The sequence below is a fragment of the Streptosporangium sp. CA-135522 genome (assembly GCF_050949235.1).
GTDB lineage: Bacteria > Actinomycetota > Actinomycetes > Streptosporangiales > Streptosporangiaceae > Streptosporangium.
Genome location: NZ_CP192027.1, coordinates 68,172 through 81,202, shown reverse-complemented (window position 1 = coordinate 81,202; position 13,031 = coordinate 68,172). Strand labels below are relative to the sequence as shown.

12 protein-coding genes and 1 pseudogene are annotated in these 13,031 nt (G+C 65.4%); 6 read left to right on the top strand and 7 right to left on the bottom strand.

The window, feature by feature from the left end; all coding sequences use genetic code 11:
* Nucleotides 1-362 precede the first annotated feature (362 nt).
* The 3 genes from ACQPYK_RS48690 to ACQPYK_RS48680 form a co-directional block, all read right to left on the bottom strand.
* A complete protein-coding gene (locus tag ACQPYK_RS48690) occupies nt 363-674 on the bottom strand; it encodes a hypothetical protein (RefSeq protein ID WP_433259633.1) in 312 nt (103 codons plus the stop codon).
* Nucleotides 671-931, bottom strand: coding sequence for a hypothetical protein (locus tag ACQPYK_RS48685; protein WP_433259631.1), 261 nt, complete (start codon nt 929-931; stop codon nt 671-673). Before ACQPYK_RS48685 ends, ACQPYK_RS48690 begins: the two co-directional genes overlap by 4 nt.
* Before the next feature lie 303 nt (nt 932-1,234).
* Nucleotides 1,235-1,501: a hypothetical protein gene (locus ACQPYK_RS48680; protein WP_433259630.1), complete on the bottom strand. Its 267-nt coding sequence runs from the start codon at nt 1,499-1,501 to the stop codon at nt 1,235-1,237.
* A gap of 411 nt (nt 1,502-1,912) precedes the next feature.
* Between ACQPYK_RS48680 and ACQPYK_RS48675 the strand changes: the two genes are divergently transcribed.
* Nucleotides 1,913-2,311: a hypothetical protein gene (locus ACQPYK_RS48675; protein WP_433259628.1), complete on the top strand. Its 399-nt coding sequence runs from the start codon at nt 1,913-1,915 to the stop codon at nt 2,309-2,311.
* Between the two features lie 662 nt (nt 2,312-2,973).
* On the opposite strand, the gene ACQPYK_RS48670 is transcribed toward ACQPYK_RS48675, so the two are convergent.
* From ACQPYK_RS48670 to ACQPYK_RS48655, 4 genes are all read right to left on the bottom strand, one after another.
* Nucleotides 2,974-3,815 (bottom strand): IS5 family transposase gene (locus ACQPYK_RS48670; RefSeq protein WP_433259626.1). Its coding sequence is split into 2 segments (ribosomal slippage): nt 2,974-3,470 and nt 3,470-3,815, totalling 843 coding nucleotides; the frame shifts between segments, so codons are not numbered across the junction.
* A 96-nt stretch (nt 3,816-3,911) separates the two neighbouring features.
* Nucleotides 3,912-4,982, bottom strand: coding sequence for an IS630 family transposase (locus tag ACQPYK_RS48665; RefSeq protein ID WP_433259624.1), 1,071 nt, complete (start codon nt 4,980-4,982; stop codon nt 3,912-3,914).
* 66 nt (nt 4,983-5,048) lie between these two features.
* Nucleotides 5,049-6,227 carry an IS701 family transposase gene (locus ACQPYK_RS48660; protein WP_433259795.1) on the bottom strand — a complete coding sequence of 393 codons (1,179 nt, stop codon included), beginning with the start codon at nt 6,225-6,227 and terminating at the stop codon, nt 5,049-5,051.
* 187 nt (nt 6,228-6,414) lie between these two features.
* Nucleotides 6,415-7,650 (bottom strand): IS701 family transposase, encoded by a 1,236-nt coding sequence (locus ACQPYK_RS48655; RefSeq protein WP_433259623.1) that lies wholly within the window; start codon nt 7,648-7,650, stop codon nt 6,415-6,417.
* 152 nt (nt 7,651-7,802) lie between these two features.
* On the opposite strand from ACQPYK_RS48655, the gene ACQPYK_RS48650 reads away from it, so the two are divergent.
* The 5 genes and pseudogenes from ACQPYK_RS48650 to ACQPYK_RS48630 all read left to right on the top strand — a co-directional run bounded on the left by ACQPYK_RS48650 (nt 7,803) and on the right by ACQPYK_RS48630 (nt 13,002).
* Nucleotides 7,803-8,090: a hypothetical protein gene (locus ACQPYK_RS48650; protein ID WP_433259621.1), complete on the top strand. Its 288-nt coding sequence runs from the start codon at nt 7,803-7,805 to the stop codon at nt 8,088-8,090.
* Nucleotides 8,091-8,237: 147 nt separating this feature from the next.
* Nucleotides 8,238-10,013 carry a hypothetical protein gene (locus ACQPYK_RS48645; protein WP_433259619.1) on the top strand — a complete coding sequence of 592 codons (1,776 nt, stop codon included), beginning with the start codon at nt 8,238-8,240 and terminating at the stop codon, nt 10,011-10,013.
* A gap of 423 nt (nt 10,014-10,436) precedes the next feature.
* On the top strand, nt 10,437-10,664 hold the full coding sequence (locus tag ACQPYK_RS48640; RefSeq protein WP_433250497.1) for a hypothetical protein: 228 nt from the start codon (nt 10,437-10,439) through the stop codon (nt 10,662-10,664).
* Between the two features lie 592 nt (nt 10,665-11,256).
* Nucleotides 11,257-11,724 (top strand): annotated as a pseudogene (locus ACQPYK_RS48635) (transposase); the annotation flags it as partial.
* Nucleotides 11,725-12,240: 516 nt separating this feature from the next.
* Complete coding sequence (locus tag ACQPYK_RS48630) at nt 12,241-13,002, top strand: restriction endonuclease (protein ID WP_433259618.1); 762 nt, start codon at nt 12,241-12,243, stop codon at nt 13,000-13,002.
* Nucleotides 13,003-13,031: the final 29 nt, after the last annotated feature.

The window sequence follows — 13,031 nt, the reverse complement described above, 5'->3', positions numbered from 1 at the left end:
AGTCTCGATCCTGGCCGTCGGTCGAGGGCAACAGGGCGTTGACACGATCGGCCCCGATTGATCGGGGAGGCACCGCGGACGAGTTGCCGAAAGAATCCGGGCGGCTCGAACTGGCCTTACCCGAGGGGGTTTCGTTGCGGCGGCCGCCAGGTGCCGGTGGATGACGGAACCCGGCACCGAGCGAGCGCAGCCAGTTGCCGAATTGTTCTTATAGGGGTCAAGTTGCGGCCCTACCTTCCGGCACGGCCTGCGTATCGGTTGGATTTTCGGCCGAAGCTACGGGGAGCCCGAGGAGGCCGACTCCGGAGGAACCCCGGTCCAGGGGTGACTTCAACGACTCCTGGACCCTCTCAGGCGTTCGCTCAGCCCGTGAGGCCGAAAATAGTGCCGATCATGCCGCGCACAGTGGCTAGTTGCGCCTCGGGCAGGTCGCCCACTTTGCTCTTCAGTCGGACGGCCGCCACCGTGGAGATCCGGTCCACCATGGCGGCCTGGCCCTCGCCGACGTCGACCACGAACGCCGTCAGGGCGTTGGCCATGTCGGCAGGCTCGACGTGCGCGGTGAGCACGTTGTCGTTGTAGAGCGTGTGGTAAAAGTCGCCGGACACGATGAGCCGGACTTCCTCGCGGTCGCCGAGCCGAACCGACCACAACTCGCCGAAGCGGTGGCTCACGCGGCCTCGCTCGAACGACGTTCGTCGACGGCCCGCGTGGTGTCTTCGGTGACGACCCGCTCGTCGGCCTCCTGCGCGGCGGCCGCGTCGGCGCCGTACACCGCAGCGCGGGCGGCCGGGCTGTGGGTGGCGGCGATCTCGCGAAGCGCACCGCGCTCCAGGACGGTCGAGACGCTGAGCCCGTTGGCTTCGGCGTGCTTGCGTACCGCCTCCAGGATCCAGGGGGCGATGCTCACTGAGGTCTTCCCTTTAGTCATACGTGAAGTGTACCCGTGTGGTATTCCGTCGAGTAGGACGGCAGCGAATAATCGCTCCAGTTTTCACCGGGAACCATCGTTCGTTGCTATGCCCACCGGAGCGCGTTCGTCAGCACGTTCCCTCTCTCAATTACAGGTAACGGGAACGCACCTTCCCGGAACCTATTGGGAGGATCGTAGTCTCACCCCCTTCCTCCATCGAGCCGCACGGGCATGCATGGTGAGCGCGTACCGGCAGCAAGTCCGCCTGTTCACCGGCGTTTTCTCCACGCGCGACGGCCTTCCATGCTGCCGCATGGCGCATCAGGCATCGTCGGTGCGGGGGAGCGATGGCTGGTTGCCCAGTAGGCTCAGCAGATGCTGCTCACGCTGCTCAGCGGCCTCGGCCCGCTCCACGGCCGCGGTGAGCGCCGTTCGCACCTCGACCAACTGGGTACGCACCTGGGCGGTCTGCTGCTGGGTGGCGGCCAGCTCGACGGCATGGGAGTGGCGCTGCTGGTCAAGGTCGTCGCGTAGCCGTTGCAGGTCCGTCTGATGCCAGGTGGTGGCCGCACTCAGCTCGGCCCGCACCCCGGCGAGCTCGCGGTGGTCTTCGTGCGCGCGCTGGTCGGCCGTCGCCGCGGCGACGGCGTTGCGTGTGACTTCCTTTGCCTCGGCGGTCGCGGCCTCGGCCAGTAAGCATCGCGGCCAAGGTCACCGCCGAGTCAATGAGGAAACCCGCGATCGTTTGCCCGCGGTGTTGTGCGCGGACTTGTCGTCAGTGATGCCGGGCATCACCGATGGCCGGTGGCACTGCCGTATGACGCAGCCCGTATTTGGCCTCGGCTCGGCAGCACACGGCACGCATCGCGAACAGTTGTTGCGCAGGCTGGGCTTCCTGCCATCCTGGCGGGTGAGGTGTTGAGCGTCCGGTTTCTGACTTCTGGCCGATCCCGTGTTCTCCTTGAGGCTTACGCCTCTCACCTCTCTGGAGGAACGCGCGTGCAAAAGATGCCCCCTGCCGCAGAGCGGCTTGTCCGGCTCATGCTGCTGCTCCCATCCGACCCCCGCGAGCCGCTGTGGAACAGCGCAGCCGACGACTGCGGAGATCTCCCCACCGTCATGTCGATCGGCGGATGGGTCAGCGACACCGCCACGATGTGGCCCGAAGGTGCCCCATGCACTCTGGCGGAGATGGTCCTCATCGTGTTCGGTAACCCAAGCGAGACCACCCTCCGCCTGCTGTCGCAAGCGGTCGTAGCCCCGAACCCCCGCGCCCGTACCGGGACCAGTGTCGGTGCCGCGTGGGCCGCTCGCGCCCGCGAGACCGCCATCGACGTCCTAGCCGAGGCCGACTCGCTGGAGGAGGTGCTGGAGCGGGCGAAGACCGACTGGAGTTAAGACGTCCTGACATCTCTTACCGGACACCCGGCCTGGGGCCAGATCAAGCCGTCGGTGCCGCCCGCCCGCAAGTCCCCGTACGGCGACTGCTCGGGTCGGCGGCCGCGGGGACTTGCGGGCGGGCAAGTGACGGCTACGCTGTCGGCCTGGCCAGGGACACACCCACCCCGCCCGGGACGTGCCCGCCCCGGTGTGCCCAAGAGCACTCACCGGCGATCCCCTTGGAGGCCCGCCATGCCGTCCGCCGTCGAAGCGCTCCTGGTCCGACCTCGCGCCCCGCGTACCCGGGTGCTCGATGAGCACATGTTCACCGTGGAGCGCCCCGGTTCAGGTGAGGGGAGCTTGGTAACAACCGCGCTCATCGGCGTCTCCAGCAGCGGCAGATTCGTGTGGGTTGCGGCGGGTTGCAGGTCATGAAGGATGCGTTCCTTCTCGCTCAGCGCCTGCCAGCCCGCCCCATCCACCGGTCCGGTGAAGAGGCGTGGGGTCATTCGTCGTCTAGTACTACAGTCTGATTTCGTGATTATTGAGCCAGCATCTCCAGTAGTGGCTGCTGCGGGCGCGGGCTTGGTGTTCGCGTCGGCGGGTCGACCACGCGAGGGCGAAGTCCAGGGTTCGGGGAAGGGGGCCGGTCAGGTGTGCCAGAGGGTGTCTGAAAAGCATCAGATTGGTGCTCGGGCGAGGCGGTGAAGCAGGGTGAAGGTCGTCGCCAGGTAGATGGTGTTCTCGGAGGTGGCGGGCAGGTATTCGTAGTCCTTGGCCAGGCGGCGGTAGCGGCCCAGCCAGGCGAAGGTGCGCTCCACGACCCAGCGGCGCGGGACCACGGCGAAGCGGGGCACGATCCGAGGCGGCGTCCCGACAGGCGCCCAGGTGGACCGCATCCCACCGTCGCGTCGGACGACCACCTGCAAGGTAATGCCGGTGACTTGCTTGACCCATTGCAGGAACGGACCCCGATACCCCTGGTCCACCCAGCCGTAGGCCAGGCGCGGGAAGGAATCGCCAAGGCCGGCCAGCAGCACCGCGGCCCCGTCCCGGTCACCGATGTTCGCCGCGCTCACGTGCGCCTTGCAGACGATCCCGAGCGTGTCGACGAGCAGGTGACGTTTGCGGCCGTTGACCTTCTTGGCGCCGTCGTAGCCGTGCAGCCCCCCTTTTCGGTGGTCTTGATGCTCTGACTGTCCACGATGCCCGCACTGGGCAGCGGGTGGCGACCCTGCCTGACGCGTTCGCGTTCCCGCAGCACCGCGGTGATCTGCTCCCAGCGGCCCTCGATCCGCCACAGGCGCCAGTAGTGGTAGACCGTCTGCCAGGGCGGCAGATCGTGGGGCAGCAGCCGCCAGGCACAGCCAGCTCGCATCCAGTAGGCCAGAGCGTTGACGATCTCCCGGCGCTCATGAACCGCGGGACGCCCGCCCGGCTTGGCCGGCGGGATCAGCGGGGCAAGAGTCTCCCATTCCGGATCGGACAGGTCCGTCGCATATGCAGCGCGCTTCCTGGGCATCGGTGGCCTCCCGTACTTCCAGACGGGGCGCTACGCCATCACCATGCCCATTCAGGAACTTTTCAGACACCCTCCACTGAGGTTGAAGGGCTGGAGTTACAGCGGTTTGAGGATGAAGCCGGTCTGAGCAATGAATCCGTCCAACAGGCCGGATCGGTACTGCATTCGTTTGAGCTTGGTGGCGACGACTTCGGCGAGTTCGTCGATGTCGCGAGGCGCGAGGTTGGCCAAAGCGCGCTTGAGCGCCGACCACACGCCCTCGGCCGGGTTCAGCTCCGGCGCATAAGCGGGCAACTGGAAGACCGTCAGCCACGGGCGGGCATCGATCAACGCGCGCATCGCGGCCGACAAGTGGCGGCGGTCGTTGTCCCACACCAGCACGATCGCCCCGCCGAGCTGGGCGTGCGCGGCATCCAGCAGAGCTGCGAACCGCCGGGGATCAAAACCCTTGACCTCCCCGGGGCGCCCGCGCCGGATCAGCATCCGATACATCAGCCGGGTGCGCTGCCCGGGCTTGGCGCACACCAGCCCAGCCAGTGCCACCCGGCCGTAGCCCTTGCCGGTCACGCGCATCACCGGGGTCCTGCCCCGCGGCGCCCAGGTGGTGGCCTTGGGCGGTCTCAGGTTCTGTCCGGCCTCATCTTCCCAGCACAGCCAGGCGCCCAGGTCGAGCGTCGTCCTTTTATCGCCGGCCACTGCTCGATGGTCCACTGCTCGCTTCCCCTCCTCGTCGCGCTCAGCGGCGCGATGGACGGGCATCTGTGGAGTCCAGCCGAGGCGATGCAGCAGATAGGAAACCCCGCGAGGGGTGTAGCGGATGTGAAACAGCGTGGCGGTCAGGTCCGCCACCCGGGCCAGGGTCCAGCGCTGGTCCTCGGTGTAGCCATGCGCGGCCGGGCCGCGCTCCAGCTCGGCTTCCAACCGCTTCAGCCGGGCCTCGTCCAGGCGGCACTTCTCCCCGCCGGGGCCCTTGGAGGCCAGCGCCGTGGTGCCGCCGGCCTGCCAGGCCCGGTACCAGCGGTTGGCCGACATCCGGCTCACCCTGAACCGGCGGGCCACCTCCGGTGCCGCAACTCCCTGGGCGAACAGGCCAGCGGCCTCGAAACGCAGCTGTTCTCGTCTGGCGCGTGCGGCGGCGGTCAGCCCGCCGCCTTCGGGGTACCTCATGCCTCCGGTATGACCGCTATGGAGCGATCATCACGCTCTCAGCGAGGTAACTTCAGCCCTTCAACCTCAGCAGCAGACGACGGATCTCTGCGGGTGTGAGGCGGACCAGGCCGCCTGGGCTTTTGGGGCGTGAGCCGCGGTGACGGCCAGATAGGCGTGGGCGAGCATGGCCAGGGTGATGTGGCGGTGCCAGGCGTCGAAGCGACGGACTTGGTAATGGTCCAGGCCGGTCTCGTTTTTGGCGGACTGGAAGCATTCCTCGATGGCCCACCGGGCCCCGGCGATGCGGATGAGCTCGTTCATCGTGGTGCCGACGGGGCCATGGCACAGGTAGTAGGCGATCTCCAGTTCCCCCTTGCTGTTGGGGGCGAGGGATCGGCGGGCCAGCAGCCGGCGCTGGTAGCCGGGGTCGGTCTCCAAGCGCACGGTGGCCAGTGCCCAGTCATACAGCCGCGGGCCTTTGGCGCCGTCGCCGCAAGACAGGCGCTTCCACGCCTCAGGCGGGGCGGCGGCGACCAGCGTGTCGGCCCGGGTGTCACCGTTCCACCCCATGGCGACGGTCTGGCTCTTGGGCACGGCGACCACGTAGTTCACCCGGCGTTGTTCCAGGAAGCGCCGGAACTTCGAATCCATCCCATAAGCCTCATCCGCCGTCGCCCATGACACCGGCAGACCCGCCTCCAGCGCCCGGGCCAGCATCTGCCGCGCGAGCACCGGCTTGGTCGCGAACTCGACCTCATCGGGAATGCCGACCTCCCGGCACCGCGCCCGGTCCTCGGTCCAGGACTTGGGCAGATACAGCTCCGCGTCGATCAACGCCCGCCCCAGCGGGGATGCATAGGCCAGGAACACGCCGAGCTGGCAGTTTTCCGTCCGGCCCGCCGTCCCGGAGTACTGCCGCTGCACTGCGGCCGACTTCGTGCCCTTCTTGAGGAACCCGGTCTCGTCCACGATCAGCACCGCGTCCCGGTGGCCGAGGTTTTCCACCACATAAGCCCACAGGTCATCGCGCACCTCACGGGCGTCCCAGCGGGCGCTGTTCAACAGGCGCTGCATCCGGTCCGGAGCGGCGTCTCCCGCCGCCTCAGCCAGTTGCCAACCGTTCTTCCGCTCCACGGGAGCCAACAGACCCGTCATATACGCCCGCGCCTGGCGGCGCGGCTCAACCCGCCCGAACCGCGCCGCTACCCGCCCGAACAGGGCGTCCAGCCCCGACGTCCACACCTGTAGGTCATCAGCAGTCACCACAACCCGCACACTACAGGCAAAGAATCACGAAATCAGGCTGTAGTACTAGTAGTACTTCGTTAGGTTGGTTCGGGTGGGTGGTGTTCTGGCCGTGCTGCGGCAGGTATGTCACGGTGGCAGGTGGGACACGCGCCGGTCCATGCGCGGATGAGGTCCTGGAGCGCGGCCAGGACTTGGTAGAAGGTCAGGCCGGCGCCAGGGCTTTTGGGTCCAGACGCCGAAGGGTGAGGAAGGCATGAGCGGCGGTGACCAGGGTGACGTGGTGGTACCAACCCCGCCAGGTACGCCCCTCGAAGTGGTCCAGCCCCAGACCGTGCTTCATCTCCCGGTAGTCGTGCTCGATCCGCCAGCGCATCTTGGCCAGGCCGACCAGGCGCCGCAGCGGCACCTGCTCACCCAGGCTGGTCAGCCAATACTCGGTGGGCGCCCAGGCGCCCACCGGCCATTCACTGAGCAGGGTCACCGCAGGCAGTACCCCGTCCCAGAGCGCCGCTCCTCCAGCCTGGGCCCTGGCCTGGGTGCGGGCCGCGACACCGGCCGGACGCACGCTTTGGACTCGAAATCGAGAGCGCATCGGCCCTTTGGCACCCTTCCGCCAGGTCGCCTGCCGATAGGCCTTGCGACCCGTTTCCGCGGCCAGGTCCTTCAGCGACGACGCCGGGGCGCGGTAGCGGACGGCAGGCTTGCGCCCGGTGCCGCTCCAAGCGGGTCTGGCGGGCACCGCATCGTGCGGGTGCGCCGATTCGTCGGAGCGGACCGCGACGACGAAGTCCAGCCCCCGCTCGGCCAGGCCGTGGCGGAACGCGGTGTTCTGGCCGTATCCGGCGTCGGCGACAATCACCTGCGGGACAAGGCCCCAGTCGATCGCCTCGTCGATCAGGTCCAGGGCCAGCCGCCACTTCTCCCGGTGCTCCACCCTCTCGGGCACCCCCGCTTTGGCCCGGCGCCCGGCATCGCCGGCCCACTCCCGCGGCAGAAACAGCCGCCAGGAGATCGGCACGGACGCGGTGTCGGATGCGGCGTGCAGGCTGACCGCGACCTGGCAGTTGGCCTGTTTGCCCAGCGCCCCGCACCATTGGCGGGCCACTGCCACCGACATCTTCCCGTCCTTGGGAAACGACACGTCGTCGATCACCCACACCTGTGGACCGACGATCGGGACCGTCTTGCGGGCCACCGCGCGCAACACCGCGGCGTGCTCCCACGGCGACTGGTTGACGAACTGCTGCAAGGCCTGCATGTCGCCGTCCGGTAGCCGCTCGGCCATCGGCTGAATCGACTTGCGTCGGCCATCCAGCATCAGCCCCCGCAGATAGCAGTCGCCCTTGGCTCGCTGATCCCTGCGCGGCACCGACGCGAACACCTCGGCCACGAACGCGGCCAGTTCACCCCGGAGTCGCTCGATCTCTTCCACGTTCACGCGGGCAGCGTGCCGAACCCACCACCGAAGATCAAATCAACCTAACGAAGTACTACTAGTACTCCAGCGACAATTCGAGATCGCGGGCGTGATCTGCGGGTGTAGCCTGATCTGTCTCACTGGCAGGGCGAGCTTGAAGAGGGCGTGTATTCATGGCGCGAAGGCTGTCAGTGTTGCTTGGGTTGCTCGGCTTCGGGCTGGCTGGACTGACGCTGGGAATCTTCGTGAGCCGGGGCTACGGTTTCATCCGCGGACCAGGCCCCGTCCCTCGTCTGGTGGGCGGATACGTCTTCGGTGTGGCTCTCATCGCAGGAGCCCTCATCGTCCGGATCAGGCCTGGTGTGGGGAAGTCGATCGTTCTCCTGGCCGGTATCGGAACATTCGCCGCGCTTCTGGCTTTTGGTGGCTTCATAGCCTCCGCCGCCATACATTTCGAGTGACGCCAACCTCTCACCATATGCAGTACGACTTCAGGCGCCAGTACTACAATCGCGAAGTGTCGCCGGAATACTAGTACTCCGGTGGCACTTCGCGATCTTGAGGGTCGGGGTCACATAGCGACGGCCACCGCATGATCATCGGAGTTTGTGAAAACAACCTTCTGCGTCGCGCCGAGCGGTGGCGGCGACAATCACAACAACTGTAATCCTGCGACCGGCACCCCTCCGGGAAGCACCGCCGGCACGTGCACGAGAAGCGATTTCAAGTGCTGGTGGTATCTGCCTAAAGTTTGGAAGACTGACTGCCCGTCCACGTGTGGGAACGAAGGAGCGATTCGGTACGACGCCACCTGGGCCTCTACGGAACGAGCGGAGCCGACCGACTACTGGACTCCGTGCCTAACCCTGGGGTTGCCTGCGGGTTCCCTGATAATCGACGACGTCCCCCGCACGGCTCCCGCGATCCGCGGCGGCTGCGACAACAGCGGATGGACGAACTCCGGAAGCCTGACCTTCACGTTCGGCAAGAACTCGGCAGGGAAAGAGGTGTCCAAGGCCGACTTCCACCAGCTCGGCAATGGTTTCGGCGGCCATCAGTGGTTCGCCTATGCCCGCAAGAGCAGCGAGACGGCCTTCAAGGTGACGGGAACATGGACGCTAGGCCAGCAGATCAACGGCGCCGCCAAAGTGTTCGTGCACATTCCAGACCACTACGCGTCAGCCAAAGAAGCGAAGTACGAGATTGAAACGGCGAAGGGAACGAAGAGCCGAATAATAAACCTGGACGGCACAGGCAACCGGTGGACCTCGCTGGGTGGCTTCCTGTTCAACGGCACTCCTAAGGTGCAGCTGAGCACCGTCATGGAGAGCGGGACGGGGAAGGAGACCGTGGCCTGGGACGCCATAGCCTTCCAACCTATACAGGGAAATTACGTCGAGCACACGGTGGAGGCCGTCGCCCTATTCGACGAGAACCAGGACATTGATGCGGATCCGGTCTCAACATGGATCATGAACACTCCGCTCAAGAGCCGGCAGGCTCTTTACGACTGGGCGTTGAACGTGACCGGAAGCGTCATCGCTCTTCCCACCCGCCAGAACGGCCCGGCCGCCTCATGCGTAATGTCACCGGTCAAGGAGGCCATGCAGCGCTGGCGGCAGGAAGTGATCGAAGCGGGTACCGACCCGGTCAACCACCAACCGGGGAAGGGAATCGCCAACTGGGTTCACTTTGCCAATCCCTATACCGATCGACCGACCAGCCCCACCAAGCCGGCGAGGTTCGATACCGACGACACGAGTCACAAGATCAAGTCTTTCGTGAAGGTCTCCTTCATCGCCGACGGCGCTGGTAAGATCATTAATGGAAGCGAAGACGTCAACTTCGAGCACCGGACAGGCAACACCACCCTTCCCCACTTCGTCCTGGACTCGCTGTCGGCTCTGGAACAGGGGTACGGATATACGGCCCCCGATCTGAGCTACCGGATCGCCAACCTGAACCATCACGACGGCCGACTTACCGCGACAAACCCCAACAGCGACGGCATCCTCCCGGGCCGGGCATGGATCGACAAGGGCGTATCGACCTTGGCGGACGAGCAGGGGAAGACGACCAGTGGCGACAGCAGCTGCATCAAGGTTCGCTACGCCTCAGGCGGCATCATCGGATACGGCCCGATGCTCGGAACCGACGTCCCGGGGAGAGTCGAAGCCTGGCGCACCCGAATCCACTACGACGCCTTAGAGGCCGACAACAACGGAAACCCCCTGAACCCCAAGGTTCCCCAGGCAGTGTCCAGGGTCGCGGACGAAATATACAACGCCTTCTTCAAGTCGGGTAATACCGGCTCGATCTTCTACAACGCCCCACCCATCTGGCAGCAACTGGAATTTCTCCTATGCGGGGACGGATCACTTTGACAGATCCCCAACAACGGCTATCCCCTTCCGATTCTCAACTCCAGCCTCATGCCCGACCAGTACCTCTATCACAATGGGCAGGCAATAACTCAGGGCGGTAGTTACTCGGGAAGCTCCTCCCCGGTGCTGAAGGGTGATTTCGTCGGCTTCAGCCGAATTCCGTCCCCCACCGTCGCGATCACTCCATGGGGAGCGTGCGCTACGCTGGCACAGCGCGGAGGGAACCCTTGGGGAGTCATACCCCCGGCTACTGGTCCAGCGGATCCTGCAGCTGGCAACTTCTGCATTCCACCTTCTAGCTGATTCATAGAGGTGAGCGCCAGAAGGATGACCTTCTGGCGCTCAGTCGTTCATTTGTCTTTGCATAGCCGAGGAGGGAGTGGCGTGGGAGCTGGAGTTTTCGCATGGGTAGGCGTTCTAATCGTGTCGATCGCCTGGGCCGCCGCCCCATGGCCGGGAAAATGGTTCAAAAGGACAGTCCTCCTCGCCCACCTGGTGGCAACGGCATATCTGACGGCTCAGATCCTCTCGCCATACCTGGCGAATCAAGCGTTTTCGGCGATCGACTTCATGTCTGCTCTGTTTTTTCTGGGATTCTTCCTGGGCCCAGGGGCGCTCATTTCAGCTATCCGCCTGTTCCGTGATTTCTGAGCCCGCCCTTATCCGACGAGCGCCGTGGCCGACTTCTGGACGATCGATGCCGCCGATGGCGAAGTTGAGGACCTTGGTGCGCAGGTTGGACCAAACGCCTTCAGCCGGGTTGAGGTCGGGAGCGTAGGCGGGCAGAGCCAATGCGGAGCGTCGATGGATCAGCTCACCATCCTGATCAAGAACCGACTCAAACCCATGCAGTACTGGCCCGACCTGCTGGACGGGTTCATCGCCGGGACCGGACTCGTGATCTCCGACCCGGAATAACCCCCAGCTTTCTCGCTTAGTACAGCCAAGGCACTATCAGTTTAGGAAGTCTCTATCGCGCCTGCCGCTGAGCGGGAAAGAGGCTGACCTGCGGGGGAGCGGGTCGAGTGGCCGTGATTCCCCCTTGGTGACCCTCCTGACGGGCACGCAACGGGCACGCGAGGGACATGGGGGAACGTCTGCACCTTCGTCGCTCTGATGCTCGGTGGGCCGGGGTTGAGGAACGAGACCCCGGACCGTCGATCGCCCCCGACCCTGCACGTAGATCAGCCACCGCCAGGCGATCGTGAGGGTGGCACCGCTCAAGGAGATCTTGCCTGAAGTTGTCGAGCTCGCCATTCCGAAGCTGCGCTCGGGCTCCTACTTCCCTGACTGGCTGCTGGAACGCCGTAGACGCGCCGAACAGGCACTGATCAGCGTGGTGGCCACCAGCTACCTGCTGGGCGTCTCCACTCGCAGAGTAGACAAGCTCGTCGAACAGCTGGGCATCAAGCACATCTCCAAGAGCCAGGTCAGTGAGATGGCCAAGGTGCTGGACGGGCAGGTTGAGGCGTTTCGCACCCGGGCGCTGGATGCCGGGCCGTACTCCTTCGTCTGGCTGGACGCGCTGACCCAGAAGGTCCGTGAGGGCGGTCGGATCATCAACGTGCACGTGCTGGTCGCCACCGCGGTCAATGCCAACGGCAACCGGGAGATCCTCGGGCTGGAGGTGTCCTCGGCCGAGGACGGCGCTGGCTGGCTGGCCTTCCTGCGCGGCCTGGTCGCCCGGGGGCTGGGCGGGGTGCAGCTGGTCATGGCACGATGAACCCGCCGGCACGCTGGGAGCGTTCGGAAGGCGGGCGAGGAGCTCACGGAGGCTGCTGCCTCCGTGAGCGCAACCCTGTGTGATACCTCCGGCAGCGTGAGAACTCCCTAACCACGCAGAAAGAAGTATCTGCTTCAGGTCTTCTTTTGAAGATTGCCAATCGGTGCGAATTTGTCACATCGGCGTGCTTACATCTGTTCCAGTGGCAGAACACCACGCGTGTTCCTTCGCAAAGGGAGTGATCATGCCGAAGGGTAAGTACTATCGGCGCGGCCATTGGGTGACAAAGTCCACGCCAAAAAAGGCCAAGGCGTCGGGATGGGTCATCGTCGCAGGGCTTGCGGCGCTGGCGTGGTTTTGGGTCCATGGGTCAAGCCAGCAGCCCGCCATGCCGCAGCCAGCACCTACGATCTCTGAAACGATCGCTCCCGCCCGGGTCGGTGACGCCGGCTCAGCGCAGGAACCTCCTATGCCGTCCGAGCCGCCGCTGCCGTCTGAGGGTCCATGAAAGGCTGGATCGTCGACCAGTTCTCACGGCTACCGCATCCGAGAATGCCCTCGGGTATTTTCGAGTGGATCGCCGCTGGCGTTTTCGCGGGTTTCGCTGGATTGTTGTCGCTCGATGTAATCCGGACTGTCATCGGTTTGATTTTTGGCCATTGGTACATCACGGTGACGGTGGCGGGTTGCGCTGTCATCGGCGCGGGAGCTTGGCAGCGCTGGAGGCGTATGGCGCACCACCGTCGGACCGAACGGCTTTCCACTCTGAGGCTGAGCCTTGCGGATCTGGACGCCATGGGTGCGATCGCGTTCGAGTACGCCACACGCGACCTCATGATCCGCGATGGCATCAAGGCCTGGCGCGTCGGCCAGCGTGGTGACCAGGCCGCCGATGTCATCGGCCGTGATTGCGCCGGTGAGGTCATCGTGGTGCAGTGCAAGCACACCACCACCGGCAACAAGGTCGGCGCTCCGGTGATCTACCAGGTCAACGGCACCGCCAGCCCTATCCACGGTGCCGATATCGCGGTCGTCGTCACCAACGGGGCCTTCACCCGCGACGCCCGCCAATGCGCCCAAGCTTTTCGTATCCATCTCATCGGACGCGAAGACCTGGCGCGCTGGGCCGAGGACGGCATCACGCTGTATCAGCTGTTGAGGTTGAGTCCGCCGCTGCGGCGCTGGCGGCGACTACGGCATACCGCACCTCGGCTGACCCGTCATCCTCCGCGCCGCGACGTTTCGGGTGTTGAGCATTTCGGGTGAGTGGGGCCCCGCGCCGCAACTGCGGTGAT

Coding starts and splice junctions, on each gene's coding strand:
- ACQPYK_RS48630 (WP_433259618.1), top strand. CDS start 12,241: ATGAAAGGCTGGATCGTCGACCAGTTCTCACGGCTACCGCATCCGAGA.
- ACQPYK_RS48665 (WP_433259624.1), bottom strand. CDS start 4,982: ATGAGGTACCCCGAAGGCGGCGGGCTGACCGCCGCCGCACGCGCCAGA.
- ACQPYK_RS48650 (WP_433259621.1), top strand. CDS start 7,803: ATGGCGCGAAGGCTGTCAGTGTTGCTTGGGTTGCTCGGCTTCGGGCTG.
- ACQPYK_RS48685 (WP_433259631.1), bottom strand. CDS start 931: ATGACTAAAGGGAAGACCTCAGTGAGCATCGCCCCCTGGATCCTGGAG.